Below are 15,987 nucleotides of genomic sequence, written 5' to 3'. Positions count from 1 at the left end.
CCATGGCGAACCCGACCGGCTGGAAGCCGAGCATGGAGCAGGAGGCGAAGGGCGGCGGCGCCGCGGCCGAGGCGCCCGGCCTGGGCGGCGCGGTGCGCGGCCTCGCGTACGAGGAGCCGCTCGTGTTCGAGCACGGCTCGCGCGGGCGCTGCGGCGTCTCGCTGCCCCCGCCCCCCGCCGACTTCGACGCGAGCGACCTCCCCGCCGCGCTGGTGCGCCCGGCGGTGGACGGGCTGCCGGAGCTGTCCGAGCTGGAGGTGGTCCGGCACTTCACCCGGCTCTCCTCCTGGAACCACGGCATCGACACCGGGTTCTACCCGCTCGGCTCCTGCACCATGAAGTACAACCCGAAGTCGAGCGAGGCGCTGGCGCGCCTGCCCGGCTTCGCCGAGCTCCACCCGCTCGCGCCCGCCGAGCTGGCGCAGGGCGCGCTCGAGCTGATGTACCGGCTGGAGCGGGCGCTCTCCGAGATCGCCGGCTTCGACGCCACCACGCTCGCGCCGGCCGCGGGCGCGCAGGGCGAGCTGACCGGCCTCATGCTCATCCGCGCGTACCACGAGGCGCGCGGCAACCCGCGCAAGAAGGTGCTCATCCCCGACACCGCGCACGGCACCAACCCGGCCTCGTCGGCCCTGAACGGCTACGCGGTGGTGCAGCTCGCCTCCGGCCCGGACGGCCGCCTCCACCCGGAGACGGTCCGCGCCGCCATGGACGAGGACGTCGCGGCCATCATGATCACCAACCCGAACACGCTGGGCGTGTTCGAGTCGCACATCGCCGAGATCGCCGGGATCGTCCACGCCAAGGGCGGCCTGGTGTACGGCGACGGCGCCAACATGAACGCGCTGCTCGGCGTGGCGCGGCCCGGCGACATGGGCTTCGACGTCATGCAGTACAACCTGCACAAGACGTTCGCGACCCCGCACGGCGGCGGCGGCCCGGGCTCCGGCCCGGTGGCGGTGAAGGCGGCGCTCGTGCCGCACCTGCCGCTGCCGCTGGTGGTGAAGGAGGGCGAGCGCTACCGCCTGGTCACCGAGGCGCGCGAGCGGCCCCAGACCATCGGCAAGCTGCGCGAGTTCTGGGGCAACTTCGGCATGTTCGTGCGCGCCTGGGCGCTCATCCGCGAGTACGGCCCGGAGGGCGTGCGCGCCACCGCCGAGCTGGCGGTGCTGAACGCGAACTACGTGCGCAAGCAGCTGGAGGGCACGTACCACCTGCCCTACCCCACCGACTCGCTGCACGAGGTGGTGTTCGACGACGCCCAGCAGAAGGACGCCGGCGTCACGACCATGGACGTGGCGAAGCGCCTCATCGACCACGGGTTCCACCCGCCCACCATCTACTTCCCCCTGGTGGTGCACGGCGCGCTCATGATCGAGCCGACCGAGACCGAGTCGCGCGAGACGCTGGACGCGTTCGTCGCCGCCATGAAGGCCATCGCGGAGGAGGCGAAGACGGACCCGGAGGCGGTGCGCGCCGCGCCCACACGGCCGGTCCGCGCGCGCCTCGACGAGACGCGCGCGGCGCGCAAGCCCGTGCTGCGCTGGCAGCCGGGCATGAACGTCGAGTAGCCGGCCGGCGGGCGCGCTATCATCGCGGCGCGCCCCGTGGGGCCGCGGAGGAACCATGCGCAACCGCCTGCTCGCCCTGTTCGTCGTCGCCGCCCTGCCCGCGCTGGCCGCCGGCCAGTACGATCCCCGCCGGCCGCCGCCGCGCCAGCCCGCCGGGCCGCGCGAGCAGGGGCTCACGCTCTCCGCGCGCCTCGCCTACGGCGCGCCCGCCGGGGACATCTCCGACGAGGTGGACGCGACCGGCGCGCCGCTCTACCCGAAGCTCGACGACCTCGTCCGGCACAAGGTGCCGATCTGGCTCGAGCTGGGCTACCGCTTCAACCCGGCGGTGTGGGGCGGCATCTACCTCGAGCTCGCGCCGGCCTCGATCTCGAAGGACTTCTGCGTCCAGGGCCGCTCCTGCGACGGCTCGGACATCCGCTTCGGCTTCGACGTGCAGTTCCACCTCCAGCCGTACCAGGTGGTCGACCCGTGGGTCGGCTTCGGGATGGGGCTGGAGGTGCTGAACGCGGAGGCGTACGAGCCGGGCACCGGGACCATCGCGGAGTTCAGCTGGGCGGGCTTCGAGTTCCCGATGCTGGAGGCGGGCCTCGACCTCGCGCTCTCGCCGTACCTGACCATGGGCCCGTTCGTCTCGTGGAGCGCCGGGCAGTACACGAGCTACGACGTGTCGGTGCCGGGCTGGGGCGACGAGTCCGGCCGCATCCACGACCGGGCCTTCCACAGCTGGTTCCAGATCGGCGTGAAGGGGACGCTGAAGCTGTAGCGGAACCTAGCGACTGCCGTGGCCGGCCAGCCAGGCCTGCCGCTTCGCGGCGTGGTCCTCCACGATGCGCTCGTACTCGCCGTGGAAGAGCGACGAGGCCACCAGGAAGTCGGCGGTGGCGCGGTTGCACGCGGTGGGGATGTTGTAGAGCACCGCGATCCGGAGCAGCGCCTTCACGTCCGGATCGTGCGGCTGCGGCTCGAGCGGATCCCAGAAGAACACCAGCACGTCCAGCTCGCCCTCGGCGATCTTCGCGCCCACCTGCTGGTCGCCGCCGAGCGGGCCGCTCTTGAAGCGGGTGACCGGGAGATCGGTCTGCGCCTGCACCAGCCCGCCGGTGGTGCCGGTGGCGAACAGGCGGTGCTCGCGCAGCACCGGCCGGTTGTACTTCACCCAGTCCAGCAGGTCCTGCTTGCGGCTGTCGTGCGCGATGAGGACCACGTTCTTGACCGCGCGCATCGGGACGCGCTGCACCTGGGGCATCTGGGCTCCTCCTGTGGAACGGGACCGGCCCGCGGACGCGGGCGCGGCGAATCACTCCGGATACGGCCGCTGCGACGGCAGCGAGGGCATGAGCACCTGCACCCGCGAGGCCCGCCGCATCTCCAGCGTGTAGGCCAGCGCGAGGTGGATCTGCCCGCTCGCGTCCACCAGCCCCGCGGGCGGGTTCGGGAACGGCCCGGCCGCCCGCGCCGCCCGGACCACCTCCTGGTCGAGGAAGTCGAGGCCGCTCGAGTCGAGCAGCTTCACGAAGCGGATCGTGCCCTCGCCGTCGAGCACCAGCTCGATCGACGTGGTGCGGTCGCGCGCCGGGTAGACCTTCCCGTCGGGATCCCGCGCCTGGTACGCCCGGTTCGGATCCCACTCGCGGTAGATGGCCATGCCGACGCGGTTGATGAACGTGGCGTACTTGAACGAGCGGGTGTTGAGCGCGGTGGCGTCGCCCTCCTCCACGCCCTCGAGCCGGTCCGGGCTGGGGCCGCCGGCGATGCGCGCGAGGTTCTGCGGATCCGGCAGGAGCCGCCGGTCGATGCCCGACTTGCGGCCGCCGCCCTGCGCGCCGGCGCCGCCGGGCACCTGCAGGGCCTGACCGCCGCCGTTCAGCCGCTGCTGGTCGGCCCGGGGCGCGACCGGGACGTCGCCCGAGCCCGGCTCGGCCGGCCTCGGCGCGAGCGCCAGCCGCTCCTGCGCCCGCTGCTCCGGGATGACCAGCTTCTCCGCGCCGGTGCCGCGCGGCGCCGACGGCCCCTCCTTGCCCGGCGTGCTCTTCGCGGCCTGGCCGTTCTCGCCGGCCTCCGGCTGCGGCGCCGGCGCCTTCCGCTTCAGGCCGTCCGACGGCGCCGGCAGCGTGTTCTCGAACGCCTGCGTCCCCGCGAAGCGCGAGCGCGACTCCTTCTCGACGGTGTTGTCGCGGTCGGACAGGAAGCGGGAGTCCTTCGGCGGGCGCGAGTCCTTCGACGGCGCCACGTCCACGATCTGCCCGTGCGCCCGGCGCTCCTCCGGCGGCGGCGGGGGCGGCGGGATCTTCGGCAGCTCCGGCGGCCGCGCGGCGGCGGGCGGGGGCTGGCCGCCCACGATGGCGCGGTTGGCCGCCCACTGGTCGGCGGTGAGCGGCGCGAGCGCCACCGGCCGGACCGCGGCGGGCTTCCCGAGCTGGAACGCGCCCACGCGGCCGAGGATCAGCAAGATCAAGGCGTTGAACGCGAGCGACAGCAGGATGGCGGCGGTCGTCCGGGTGCCCGGCCGCTCGTCCACCTTCCTCCGTCGCAGGCTTGGGCCCAGGAACGCCATTCGCCGGGATGTTAACAGCCAGGACGGCGGTTTCATCCCCTCGAGTGCGCGTCCACGGGCCGGCCGGGGAACCGGTTGACCCCCTGCGACCCGCCCGGTAAAGAGCGCGCGATTCCATGGCTTCCCCGTCGCCCACCCCCTCCCGCCCCCGCCTGGCGCTGCGCCCCCTCTGGCGCGCCGCGGCCTGGGGCGCGCTGGCGCTCGCGTGCCTGTACGGGGTGGCGCTGGTGGCGCTGTCGCGCCCCGCCGCGGAGGCCGCGCTCCGCCGCCGGATCCTCGCCGGCCTGCGCGCGTCGGTGGGCGACGTCACCCTCGGCCCCGACGTCCACGTCTCGCCGCTGCTCCGCGTCTCGTTCGGCCCGCTCGTCATCGCCGGCGCGCGGCCGGGGGCTCCGCCGGTGCTGCGCGTCGAGCGGGTCGAGGCCCGGCCGCGGCTCCTCGCGCTGCTGGCCGGCCGCGCCGAGCTCGCCTCGGTGCGGATGACCGGGGTGCGCGTGGAGGCGGGCCGCTCCGGGCGATCGCTGCTGGAGCTCGGCGAGCGCCTGCGGGGCTCCCCTTCCCGCCGCGCCGCCGCGCCGGCGCGCGCCCCGTCCCCCGCCGCCCCCGAGCCGCCGCAGGACGCGGACGAGGCCCCGTGGCCGTCGGTGCAGGTGCGAGACCTGGTGGTGGCCTTCGCGCTCCACGGCCGGTACGTGGAGCTGGGACCGCTCGACGCCCGGCTCGCGCGCGACCGCGGCGACGGCGAGGAGCGCCTCCGCGCCGACCTGCGCCTGCCCGGCGGCGCGACGGCCGCGGTGGACGCGCGGCGGGAGCCCTCCGGCTGGCGCGTCACCCTGGGCGTGCGCCACCTCGGGCCCGCCGCGATCCCCGAGGCGCTGGGCGCGGAGGCGGTGTCGCTGCGCGACGGCACGCTCTCGCTCGACGCGACGCTGGACGCGGCGCCGGATCTGTCCCGCCTCGGCGGGCGCGCCGTGCTCGCGGTGGAGGGGGCCACGGTGGCCGGCGAGCGGATCGGCGCCGAGCCGCTCGGGCCGATCTCCGCCACCGCCGAGGGCGACGTCGCCTGGCAGGGCGCGGAGCGGCGCGTGTCGCTCTCCGGGGGGCGCGTGGTGCTCTTCGGCGCCATCCCCGCCGCCGTGTCCGGCGGGGCCCGGCTCGGCCCCGGCCTCCCCTTCGAGCTCTCGGTGCGGCTCGAGAAGCTCGACTTCGCCGCGGCCGTCGCCGCGCTGCCGCCGGCCCTGGGGCTGCCGCCGGAGGCGCCGCGGCCCGCCGGCACGCTCGACGCCCACCTCGACCTGGCCGGCCCGCTGCTCGCGCCGGCCGCCTGGACGCTGGACGCCGGGCTGGACCTGGCGCGCATGCGCGAGGCGGCCCGGCGCGCGCCGCCGGTGGCGCTGCGCGCGCCGTTCGTGCACCGGCCCGAGGTCGAGCGCGGCACGCCGCCCGAGATCCTGGTGGGCCCGCGCAACCCCGACTTCGTCCCGCTCGCCAGCCTGCCGCAGCACGTGATCCGCGCGGTGACCGCGAGCGAGGACGCCGGCTTCTACGGCCACTCCGGCTTCGAGTTCGAGGAGCTGCGCAACGCCTTCGCCGCCGCCGCCGAGCGCGGCCGGCTGGTGCGCGGCGGATCGACCATCTCGCAGCAGCTCGCGAAGAACCTGTACCTCTCCCGCGAGAAGACGCTGGCGCGCAAGGTGCGCGAGGCGGCGCTCACGGTGGCGCTCGAGGCGACCGTGCCCAAGGCGCGGCTCCTCGAGATCTACCTGAACGTGGCCGAGTGGGGCCCGGGGCTGTGGGGCATCGGCCCCGCCGCGCGCCACTGGTTCGGCGTGCCCGCCGCCGAGCTCACCCCGCGCCAGGCCGCGTTCCTCGCGACCGTGATCCCGAACCCGGTCCGCTTCCACTTCATGTGGGCGCGCGGCGCGCCGACCGAGGCCTGGGACCAGCGCGTGGACGAGCTGCTGCTCAAGATGGCCGCGCAGCAGGTGCTCGACCCGGACGCGCTCGACGCCGCCCTGGTGGAGCCGCTCGCGTTCGCGCGCCCCGGCGCCGCCCTCGGGCCGGGCGCGGCGCCGGCGCCGTAGCGGCGACCGCGGCGGCGCGGCGGCGCTGCCCGGGCGCTAGGCGGTCGCGGGCGCGGCGGGCCGCGGGCGGGCGCGGCGCCGCGCCTGCAGCCGCTCCCAGCCGATCGAGATCGCCCAGGTGACGCCCACCATCGCGACGATCCCGGCGATCGTCGCCGGGAACGAGAGCCGGCCGCGCAGCGGCCGCGCCAGGCCGCCGTAGGTCAGCTCGACCGAGGCGATGTACCCGACGAGCGACTGCCGCCCGAGCACCGTGAGCCAGCGCAGCGCCCGCTCCGCCGCGAGCGGGATGAGCTGGGTGAGCCCGGTGAGCGCCACGCACGCGCCGAGCCGCATCGCGAACCAGGCCGGCGAGGCGCGCCAGAACGCGTCGCCGCGCAGCGGCGCGCGCACGTCGAGCGCGAGCCCCGCGCCGAGGAGCGCCGCCCCGAGCGCGAGCCACAGGAGCGGGCGGTCCGGGCCGCGCGCCAGGGGCGCGAGGGCGGCGCCGGCGAGCAGGAAGGCAACCCAGTTGAACAGGTGGAAGTTCCCGCGCCGGCCCAGGTCCGCCGACGCGATGTAGACGTAGTCGAGCAGCCGGCTGGGCGCGTGCGCCGTCCCCGCCACGCCCGGCGTGGCGAGCACCACCGCGACCGCCGCCAGCGCCGCGAGCGCGGGCCCGAGCCGGCGCGGCACGCCGATGGTGAGCAGCGCCGACAGCCCCAGGCCGACGGCGATGACGTTGAGGATGTCCACCTTCAGCACGTCGCCGAGGCCGGCCCAGGCCGAGTCCCACCAGCCGTGCCAGAGCGCGGGCGCGTAGCCGAGCAGGTACTCCACCGCGCGGAAGCCGTAGGCGACGCCGAGCAGCCACAGCGCCCGGCGCAGCGCGGCCGACCGGCGCGCGGCCGGCGCGACGCCCTTGCGCTCCAGCGCGGCGTCGCCGAGCGACTGCGAGAGGCCCGCCATGTAGAGGAAGCCCGGCGCGGCGAGGCCGCCCAGCATGCGCAGCGCGCCGAAGCCGTGGCCGTGCGCCGCGGCGGGCGCGAGCCAGGCGTCGAGCACGTGCACCTCGACCATGAACAGGACGGCGAGGCCGCGCTGCCAGTCGAGCCATAGCTTGCGTCGGGGGGGGGTCACGGGGGCGGCGCCGGGGCCGGGGGGGGGGTGCGGGGGGCGCCGGAGGCGGTGCGGTCGGCCGGGGCGGCCCGGCGGTCACTTGTCGCGGTAGGTGATGCGGCCGCGCGTGAGGTCGTAGGGCGACAGCTCGAGCTTCACGCGGTCGCCGGGGATGATGCGGATGTGGAACTTCTTCATCTTGCCCGACGCGTACGCGAGGACGACGGGGCCCTGGTCCACCTTGACCCGGTACATGCCACCGGCGAGCGCCTCCTCGACGGTGCCCTGGACCTCGATGCCGGCTTCCTTCTCGCTCATCGGACCTCTCTCAGCACGCGCCCGGGCTCCCGCGGGCCCGGTTCATAAGCGCGAGCGGCCTCGGTCACCCGAGGCCGCTCGTCACCCAGCGGACCGGATGCTCTACGGACGGCGGACGTTCGCCGCCTGAAGCCCCTTCGGGCCCTGGGTGACGTCGAACTCCACCCGCTCCCCCTCCTTCAGGGTGCGGAAGCCATCCATCTGAATGGCCGTGTGGTGAACGAAGACGTCCTCCCCGCCCTCCTGGGAGATGAAACCGTAGCCCTTCGCGTCGTTGAACCACTTCACGGTACCAAGTGCCATCGCTTCACGCTTCCTTCGTGTGTCCCGGGCCGACCGCCGGCCCGCGGAGTCGTGGGGCACGGACCCTCGACTCGGCCGCGAAATATCCCCGAAACCTACAGGGACCGTCAAGGGGACGTGGTGCCCCAACCGTGCGGAAAAAGTGGACTTGTTGGGTCCGCCACGCGCGCGCACCTTCACTCTCCGAGCGCGGCGCGGAGCGCGCGCGCACGGCCTCCGACCTCTCCGTCGGCGACCAGCGCCGCGAGCTCGCCGCGCGCCTCGTCCCGGCCGCCCGGATCGGCCAGCAAGGCCTCCGCCCGGGCCAGCCGGATCCACGGATCGGCCGGGGCGAGCCGCACGGCCACCTCGGCGCAGAACCGGGCCGCGAGCGGCTGGCCCAGCCGCCGGTGCGCGGAGGCCAGCAGCGCCCAGGCCGCCGCGTCCTCGTGGTTCGTCACCACCAGCCCCTCCAGGATGGCCCGGGCGGTCTCCACCCGGCCCGCCTCCAGCTCCGCCTCCGCCAGCGCGGCGATGGCGTCGCCCAGCTCCTGGGTCATCCCCTGCACCTCGGCCAGCGTGGGCGTGCGCCCCTCGGCCGCCGTCTCGATCGCGTCGTCCATGGCGGGCCTCAGGAGCGGATGTTGTGCACCGCCGACATCTTCATGTCGTGCAGCGAGCGGAGGACGTTGGAGACGAGGGTGAACATCTCCTTCTGCTTCTCCATCGCGTACTGCAGCTCCATCATCTTCTTGCGGTCGATCTCCGGCGAGTCCGCCGAGCCGGTGCTGCCGGAGCCGCCGGTGCTGGAGCCGCCCGTCGAGCCGCTCGCCGGCGCCTCCTTGAACGCCGCGGCCAGGTCGAACGCCACGCCCGCGAGCTGCGGGCCGGCCTTGGCGAGCACCGGCGCGAGCCCCGGGAAGCCCATCGCGGCGGCGCCCGCCGCGAGCGCGGGGCCGCCGAGCGTCTTCACCAGCGCCTGGACGTTCTTGTCGTTCAGGAGCTCCATCGACATGCCGAGGGCCGGGAACGCGGTCTTGAGCGCGCCCGCCAGCTTCGCGAACGGCCCACCCTTCTTCTTCTTCGCGCCCGACGAGCCGCCGGTGCCGGAGGCCTTCCCCGCCGCCTCCTTCATCTTCTGCTCGACGTCCCGGTCGAAGCGGTCCTGCACGTACATCATGAAGCGGAACAGCTTCTCCTCGATCGAGAGCCTCGGATCGTCGAGGAACGCGAGCGCGCCGGTGGACCGCGAGGACGACGGCTTCTTCGCGGCCCCGGACTTCGAGGTCCCCTTCGAGCCGGAGGCGTAGCCCGTCCCGGAGCTCCGCCGCGTCTTCCTGGCCGACGCCTTCTTCGCCGAGGGGAGCGCGGCCGCCGCGGCGGCGATCACGGCGCCGCCCTTCCCCACGCCGGCGGTGGTGGCGGCCCCGGCGGTGCGCGGAGCGGCGACCTGGGCGAGATCGGTGGCGAGCGCGGCGCCCTGCGAGAGCAGCGCGGCGCCGGTGCGGACGGAGGGGATCATCTGGGTTCCTTTCGGATGGGGTGGGCGGTGCGCCTCGCGGCGCCCGCCGCTCCCACGAGCGCGCCGCGTGCCAGCCCCGGGCGCCCGGATCCCGCGCGGTTGCGCGGGGCGAGAGGCCGCGGCGGAGCCCGCCGGGACGGGGCGCGGACCGTTTGACCCGGGCGCGGACGGCGCCTAGATTGCCGCGCCATGCGCACGCTCGGCGTCGACCTGGGGCGGGTCCGGATCGGCCTCGCCGTGGCCGACGAGATCCTGCGGACCGCCCGCGCCGTCACCACGGTGGTCCGGCGCGGGGAGGCCGAGGACCTGGCCGCCATCGCCGAGGTGGCCCGCGACTACGAGGTCACGCGCGCAGTGGTGGGGCTCCCGCTCAACATGGACGGCACCGAGGGCCCGTCGGCGCGCCTGGCCCGGGGTTTCGCGCCGCGCCTGGAGGCGGCGCTCGGCGTGCCGGTCGAGCTGTTCGACGAGCGGCTCTCCTCCTTCGAGGCGGAGTCCCGCCTGCGCGCGCGCGGCCTCTCGGCCCGCGAGCAGCGCGGCCAGGTGGACGCCGAGGCCGCGGCGGTCATCCTGCAGGGCTGGCTGGACCGGAGGGCGCCATGAGGAAGCTCGTCACCCTGCTCGTGCTCCTCGCGCTGGCGGCGGCCGCCTGGGCGGCGCTCGCCTGGCGCGACCTGCAGTCGTTCCGGGCGACGGCGTACGGCAGCGCCGAGGAGAAGACGGTGGTGGTGCCGAGCGGCGCGCCGGCGCGCGCGGTGATCCGCTCGCTGGCCCAGTCGGGCGTGCTCTCCGACGAGACGCGGGCCTGGCGCTATTTCCGGTGGGTGAAGCGCGACGCGCGCCGGCTCCGCGCGGGCGAGTACGCGTTCTCCGGCCCGCTCACCCCGGACCAGGTGCTGGAGAAGGTCTACCAGGGCCAGGTGAAGCTCTACCGCTTCACCGTGCCCGAGGGCCTGCGCATGGACGAGATCGCGGAGATCGTCGGGCGCAGCGGCCTCGCGCGCGCCGAGGACTTCGCCGCGGTGGCGCACGATCCCGGCACCGCGCGCGCGCTCGGGCTCCCCTACGCCAACCTGGAGGGCTTCCTCTTCCCGGACACCTACACGTTCGCGCGCGGCGTCTCCGCCCGCACCATCGCCGAGGAGATGGTGGAGCGGTTCAAGGAGGAGTACGCGCGCGCCGACGCCGCCCGGAGGCCGGGCGTGACGCTGAGCATGGGCGAGGCCGCGACGCTCGCCTCGATCGTCGAGAAGGAGACCGGGCAGCCGGCGGAGCGCGCCCGCATCGCCTGCGTGTTCCACAACCGGCTGCGGCTCGGGATGCGGCTCGGGACCGACCCGACGGTCATGTACGCCACCCTGCTGCGCACCGGCCGCTGGTCGAAGAACATCACCAAGGCCGACCTGCTGGCGACCCACCCCTACAACACGTACACGACGGCGGGGCTGCCGCCCGGGCCGATCGCGAACGCGGGCGCCGCGGCGCTGCAGGCGGCGCTCGCGCCGGCCACCTGCTCCGACCTCTACTTCGTGTCGCGCAACGACGGCACCCACGTGTTCTGCCCGACGCTCGCCTGCCACAACGCCGCCGTGCGCGCGTGGCAGGTCGAGTTCTTCCGCCGCGCCCGCTGATCGGCGCGCCGCCCTCCGCCGGCCGGTGCCGCGCACGGGGGGACCCGCCCCGTCGCCTGCTCGCAGGCCCAATTGGGCGTGCGCCCGCCGGCGGGCCCGCGGTCTGCAGCCCGCTCCTCCGCTCCTTATGCTCCTTGGGTCGGCGCGCGTGCGCCGAGCCCAGATACAGAGGAGCGAGATGCGCGAGCCTCGGGAAATGACGACGACGGGTTGGGTGAACCGGATCGCGGCCCTGCAGGACCGGCAGGGGTACTCGGAGCAGCACTGGGAGGGTTCGTTCGAGGACTACCTCGGGATCGTGCGGCAGAACCCCAAGGTCACCCGCACGGCCTTCCAGCGCGTCTACGACATGATCCTGTCGCACGGGAAGACCGAGTACATCGACAACAAGAAGAAGCTCATCCGGTACAACTTCTTCACCGACCCGGACTTCGGCGGGAAGGACGCGATCTACGGGCTCGACATCGCGCTCATGAAGCTCGTGAACGTGTTCAAGAGCGCGGCGCAGGGCTACGGCACCGAGAAGCGCGTCATCCTGCTGCACGGCCCGGTGGGCTCGTCCAAGTCCACCATCGCGCGCCTGCTCAAGAAGGGGCTCGAGGCGTACTCCAAGACCGCGGAGGGCGCGCTCTACACGTTCGCGTGGGACATCGAGCGCACCAACCTCGACGGCCAGAAGCGCCGCGAGGTCATGCCCTGCCCCATGCACGAGGAGCCGCTGCACCTCGTTCCGCACGAGTGGCGCGGCAAGGTGATCGCCGAGCTGGCGGCGCCCGAGGGCGGCTACGCCATCCCGGACACCGGCGACCTGTGCCCGGCCTGCCGCTTCGTCTTCAAGGACCTGATGACGGAGTACAAGGGCGACTGGGAGAAGGTGATGCAGCACGTGCGCGTGCGCCGGCTCATCCTCTCCGAGAAGGACCGCGTCGGCATCGGCACGTTCCAGCCGAAGGACGAGAAGAACCAGGACTCGACCGAGCTCACCGGCGACATCAACTACCGGAAGATCGCCGAGTACGGCTCCGACTCCGACCCGCGCGCGTTCAACTTCGACGGCGAGTTCAACATCGCGAACCGCGGCATCATCGAGTTCGTGGAGATCCTGAAGCTCGACGTGGCCTTCCTCTACGACCTGCTCGGCGCCACGCAGGAGCACAAGATCAAGCCGAAGAAGTTCCCGCAGACCGACATCGACGAGGTCATCGTCGGGCACACCAACGAGCCCGAGTACAAGAAGCTCCAGTCGAACGAGTTCATGGAGGCGCTCCGGGACCGCACGGTCAAGATCGACATCCCGTACATCTCCCGCCTCGACGAGGAGGTGAAGATCTACGAGCGCGACTACAACAGCCACAAGATCCGCGGGAAGCACATCGCGCCGCACACGCTGGAGATGGCCGCGATGTGGGGCGTGCTCACCCGGCTCGAGGAGCCGAAGAAGCACAACCTCACGCTGGTCCAGAAGCTGAAGCTCTACAACGGCAAGTCGCTGCCGAACTTCACCGAGGACAACATCAAGGAGCTGCGCAAGGAGGCGATGCGCGAGGGCATGGAGGGCATCAGCCCCCGCTACGTGCAGGACAAGATCTCGAACGCGCTGGTCTCGGACAAGGGCGACGGGTGCGTGAACCCGTTCATGGTGCTGAACGAGCTGGAGGCCGGGCTGCGGCAGCACTCGCTCATCTCCTCGGAGGAGCAGCGCAAGCGCTTCCGCGAGCTGCTCACCGACGTGAAGCGCGAGTACGAGGACGTGGTGAAGAACGAGGTCCAGCGCGCCATCAGCGCGGACGAGGACGCGATCACCAAGCTCTGCGCGAACTACATCGACAACATCAAGGCGTACACGCAGCGCGAGAAGGTCCGCAACAAGTACACCGGCCAGTACGAGGAGCCCGACGAGCGGCTGATGCGGTCGATCGAGGAGAAGATCGACATCGCGGAGAGCCGGAAGGACGACTTCCGCCGCGAGATCATGAACTACATCGGCGCGCTCGCCATCGAGGGGAAGACGTTCAACTACCGGACCAACGAGCGGCTGCACAAGGCGCTCGAGCTGAAGCTGTTCGAGGACCAGAAGGACTCGATCAAGCTGAAGAACCTGGTGGCCTCGGTGGTGGACCGGGAGACGCAGGAGAAGATCGACGTGGTGAAGCAGCGGCTCATCAAGAACTACGGCTACTGCGAGGTGTGCTCGACCGACGTCCTCAACTTCGTCGCCTCGATCTTCGCGCGCGGCGACGCGAAGGACTAGCGGCCAAGGGACGGGCCGCCGACCATGTCCCTGAAGATCAAGCAGGACCACGCCCGCTTCCGCGACATCGTGCGCGGCCGGATCAAGAGCAACCTCAAGAAGTACGTCCAGAAGGGAGAGATGGTCGGGAAGAAGGGGAAGGACTTCATCACCATCCCGATCCCGACCATCGACATCCCGCACTTCCGCTTCGGCGAGCGCTCGCAGGGCGGCGTCGGCCAGGGAGAGGGCGAGCCGGGCGATCCGCTCTCGCCCGGCGACGGGCAGGCCGGGAGCGGGCAGGCCGGCCAGGGCGAGGGGCAGCACCTCCTCGAGGTGGACGTCCCGCTCGACGAGCTGGCCGACATCCTCGGCGAGGAGCTCGCCCTCCCCCGCATCGAGCCGCGCGGCAAGGACCGCATCATCGCCACGCGCCTCAAGTACACCGGGGTCGCGCCGAGCGGCCCGGAGTCGCTGCGCCACTTCAAGCGCACCTACAAGCAGGCGCTGCGGCGCCAGATCGCGAGCGGCTCGTACAACTGGCGCCGCCCGGTGATCGTCCCGGTGCGCGAGGACCGCCGCTACCGCACCTGGAAGCAGGTGCCGCTCCCCGAGACCAACGCGGTCGTCATCTACATGATGGACGTCTCGGGCTCGATGGGCGACGAGCAGAAGGAGATCGTCCGCATCGAGTCCTTCTGGATCGATACCTGGCTGCGGAAGCACTACAAGGGCCTGGAGAGCCGCTACATCATCCACGACGCGGTGGCGCGCGAGGTGGACCGCGACACGTTCTTCCACACGCGCGAGTCGGGCGGGACCATGATCTCGTCCGCCTACAAGCTCGCGCTCGAGATGATCGAGACCGAGTACGCGCCCACCTCCTGGAACGTGTACCCGTTCCACTTCTCCGACGGCGACAACTGGAGCGCCGACGACACCCGCCTGTGCGTGGAGCTGCTGCAGAAACGCATCCTCCCGGCGGTGAACCTGTTCTGCTACGGCCAGGTCGAGAGCCCGTACGGCTCCGGCCAGTTCATCAAGGACCTGAAGGAGTCCGTCGGCCCGCGCGAGAACGTGGCGCTCTCCGAGATCGCCGACAAGGACGCCATCTACGCCTCCATCAAGACGTTCCTCGGCACCGGGAAGTAGGCGCGCATGGACAAGCACACCCAGCTCCCCTCGCACCTGCACGACATCCGCATCCGCGTGGAGGGGTACGCGCGCGCCTACGGGCTCGACTTCTTCGACACCGTCTTCGAGGTGCTCGGGTTCGACGAGATCAACATGGTGGCCGCGTACGGCGGCTTCCCGAACCGCTACCCGCACTGGCGCTTCGGGATGGACTACGAGCGGCTGTCGAAGGGCTACGAGTACGGGCTCTCGAAGATCTACGAGATGGTCATCAACAACGACCCCTCGTACGCGTACCTGCTCGAGTCCAACATGGACGTGGACCAGAAGCTGGTGATGGCCCACGTCTTCGGGCACGTGGACTTCTTCAAGAACAACTTCATGTTCCGGCACACCAACCGGAAGATGATGGACCAGATGGCGAACCACGCCACCCGCGTGCGCCGCTACCAGGACAAGCTCGGGGTCGAGCTGGTCGAGGACTTCATCGACCGCTGCCTCTCCATCGAGAACCTGATCGACTACCAGTCACCGTACGTGAAGCGGCGGCCCGACCGGCCCGGCGTCGAGGGCGAGGGCGCGGAGCGCCAGGTGGCGCAGGGGTTCAAGACCGAGCGCGAGTACATGCGCGAGTACATCAACCCGCGCGAGTTCATGCAGGAGCAGCAGCGCAAGCTGGACGAGGAGGCCGCGCGCAAGAAGAAGTTCCCGGAGCGGCCCGAGCGCGACGTGCTGCTGTTCCTCCTCGAGCACGCGCCGCTGGAGCGCTGGGAGCACGACGTGCTCTCGATCATCCGCGAGGAGGCCTACTACTTCGCGCCGCAGGGCCAGACCAAGATCATGAACGAGGGGTGGGCCACCTACTGGCACTCCAAGATCATGACCGAGAAGGCGCTCGACGCCTCCGAGGTCATCGACTACGCCGACCACCACTCCGGCACGCTCGCCACCCACCCCGGCCAGCTCAACCCCTACAAGCTCGGGGTGGAGCTGTGGCGGGACATCGAGGACCGCTGGAACAAGGGGCGCTTCGGGAAGGAGTACGACGAGTGCGACTCCTTCGTGGCGCGCAAGCACTGGGACAAGCAGCTCGGGGTGGGGCGCGAGAAGATCTTCGAGGTGCGCAAGCACTACAACGACGTCACCTTCATCGACGAGTTCCTCAGCCTGGAGTTCTGCATCCAGCAGCGGCTCTTCACCTTCGGCTACAACGAGAAGCACCAGCGGTGGGAGATCATGGAGCGCGAGTTCCGCAAGGTGAAGGAGAAGCTCCTCCACATGCTCACCAACTTCGGGCAGCCGCTCATCGCCGTCGAGGACGGCAACTGGGAGAACCGGGGCGAGCTCTACCTGGTGCACAAGCACGACGGGGTGGACCTGAAGCTCGACTACGCCCGCGACACCCTCCGCCACGTGCAGTCCCTGTGGCGCAGGCCGGTCAACCTCCACACGAAGGTGGAGGGCCGGGGCACCATCTTCCGGTTCGACGGCAAGGAGCACTCGGACCGGCGTGCCGACCTGTAGGCCGAGGTGGTCGACTCGGAGCTTCCGGTTCCTTTC

General features: G+C 72.3%; 15 protein-coding genes. 8 read left to right on the top strand and 7 right to left on the bottom strand.

The annotated features are described in order from the left end of the window. Nucleotides 1–2 precede the first annotated feature (2 nt). The gene (gene gcvPB, locus ACOQFB_RS08030) at nt 3–1,571 is read left to right on the top strand and encodes an aminomethyl-transferring glycine dehydrogenase subunit GcvPB (RefSeq protein ID WP_059438678.1); all 1,569 of its coding nucleotides are present in this window, start codon (nt 3–5) and stop codon (nt 1,569–1,571) included. A 55-nt stretch (nt 1,572–1,626) separates the two neighbouring features. Further along, nucleotides 1,627–2,337 carry a hypothetical protein gene (locus ACOQFB_RS08025; protein ID WP_059438679.1) on the top strand — a complete coding sequence of 237 codons (711 nt, stop codon included), beginning with the start codon at nt 1,627–1,629 and terminating at the stop codon, nt 2,335–2,337. A gap of 6 nt (nt 2,338–2,343) precedes the next feature. Here the strand turns inward: ACOQFB_RS08025 and ACOQFB_RS08020 are convergent, their stop codons facing one another. Both ACOQFB_RS08020 and ACOQFB_RS08015 read right to left on the bottom strand, forming a co-directional pair. Further along, the gene (locus ACOQFB_RS08020) at nt 2,344–2,820 is read right to left on the bottom strand and encodes a methylglyoxal synthase (protein WP_059438680.1); all 477 of its coding nucleotides are present in this window, start codon (nt 2,818–2,820) and stop codon (nt 2,344–2,346) included. Between the two features lie 51 nt (nt 2,821–2,871). Then, a complete protein-coding gene (locus tag ACOQFB_RS08015) occupies nt 2,872–4,092 on the bottom strand; it encodes a TonB family protein (RefSeq protein ID WP_421610235.1) in 1,221 nt (406 codons plus the stop codon). A 152-nt stretch (nt 4,093–4,244) separates the two neighbouring features. Between ACOQFB_RS08015 and ACOQFB_RS08010 the strand changes: the two genes are divergently transcribed. Next, entirely contained in the window at nt 4,245–6,212 is a 1,968-nt protein-coding gene (locus ACOQFB_RS08010) for a transglycosylase domain-containing protein (RefSeq protein ID WP_421610236.1), read from the top strand. Nucleotides 6,213–6,248: 36 nt separating this feature from the next. On the opposite strand, the gene ACOQFB_RS08005 is transcribed toward ACOQFB_RS08010, so the two are convergent. From ACOQFB_RS08005 to ACOQFB_RS07985, 5 genes are all read right to left on the bottom strand, one after another. Continuing rightward, on the bottom strand, nt 6,249–7,331 hold the full coding sequence (locus ACOQFB_RS08005; RefSeq protein WP_421610237.1) for a heparan-alpha-glucosaminide N-acetyltransferase domain-containing protein: 1,083 nt from the start codon (nt 7,329–7,331) through the stop codon (nt 6,249–6,251). Between the two features lie 75 nt (nt 7,332–7,406). Then, nucleotides 7,407–7,628, bottom strand: coding sequence for a translation initiation factor IF-1 (gene infA / locus ACOQFB_RS08000; RefSeq protein WP_059437797.1), 222 nt, complete (start codon nt 7,626–7,628; stop codon nt 7,407–7,409). A 102-nt stretch (nt 7,629–7,730) separates the two neighbouring features. After that, nucleotides 7,731–7,931, bottom strand: a complete 201-nt coding sequence (locus ACOQFB_RS07995; RefSeq protein WP_011420292.1) for a cold-shock protein — start codon at nt 7,929–7,931, stop codon at nt 7,731–7,733. Nucleotides 7,932–8,107: 176 nt separating this feature from the next. Next, the gene (locus ACOQFB_RS07990) at nt 8,108–8,533 is read right to left on the bottom strand and encodes a tetratricopeptide repeat protein (protein WP_059437798.1); all 426 of its coding nucleotides are present in this window, start codon (nt 8,531–8,533) and stop codon (nt 8,108–8,110) included. Nucleotides 8,534–8,541: 8 nt separating this feature from the next. Further along, nucleotides 8,542–9,432 (bottom strand): hypothetical protein, encoded by an 891-nt coding sequence (locus ACOQFB_RS07985; RefSeq protein WP_059437799.1) that lies wholly within the window; start codon nt 9,430–9,432, stop codon nt 8,542–8,544. 189 nt (nt 9,433–9,621) lie between these two features. On the opposite strand from ACOQFB_RS07985, the gene ruvX reads away from it, so the two are divergent. The 5 genes from ruvX (at nt 9,622) to ACOQFB_RS07960 (ending at nt 15,951) form a co-directional block, all read left to right on the top strand. After that, complete coding sequence (ruvX, locus tag ACOQFB_RS07980) at nt 9,622–10,035, top strand: Holliday junction resolvase RuvX (protein ID WP_059437800.1); 414 nt, start codon at nt 9,622–9,624, stop codon at nt 10,033–10,035. After that, nucleotides 10,032–11,063 (top strand): endolytic transglycosylase MltG, encoded by a 1,032-nt coding sequence (mltG, locus tag ACOQFB_RS07975; RefSeq protein ID WP_059437801.1) that lies wholly within the window; start codon nt 10,032–10,034, stop codon nt 11,061–11,063. The genes ruvX and mltG overlap by 4 nt, the downstream gene beginning before the upstream one ends. A 178-nt stretch (nt 11,064–11,241) precedes the next feature. Then, nucleotides 11,242–13,314 carry a PrkA family serine protein kinase gene (locus ACOQFB_RS07970; RefSeq protein ID WP_059437802.1) on the top strand — a complete coding sequence of 691 codons (2,073 nt, stop codon included), beginning with the start codon at nt 11,242–11,244 and terminating at the stop codon, nt 13,312–13,314. A gap of 24 nt (nt 13,315–13,338) precedes the next feature. Further along, nucleotides 13,339–14,445: a DUF444 family protein gene (locus ACOQFB_RS07965; protein WP_059437803.1), complete on the top strand. Its 1,107-nt coding sequence runs from the start codon at nt 13,339–13,341 to the stop codon at nt 14,443–14,445. Nucleotides 14,446–14,451: 6 nt separating this feature from the next. Continuing rightward, complete coding sequence (locus ACOQFB_RS07960) at nt 14,452–15,951, top strand: SpoVR family protein (protein ID WP_421610238.1); 1,500 nt, start codon at nt 14,452–14,454, stop codon at nt 15,949–15,951. Nucleotides 15,952–15,987: the final 36 nt, after the last annotated feature.

Origin of the sequence: Anaeromyxobacter sp. Red801 (assembly GCF_049201065.2) — a bacterium.
Taxonomy (GTDB): domain Bacteria; phylum Myxococcota; class Myxococcia; order Myxococcales; family Anaeromyxobacteraceae; genus Anaeromyxobacter.
The sequence above is the reverse complement of the archived record's forward strand: the minus strand, read 5'-3'. Positions and strand labels throughout refer to the sequence as shown.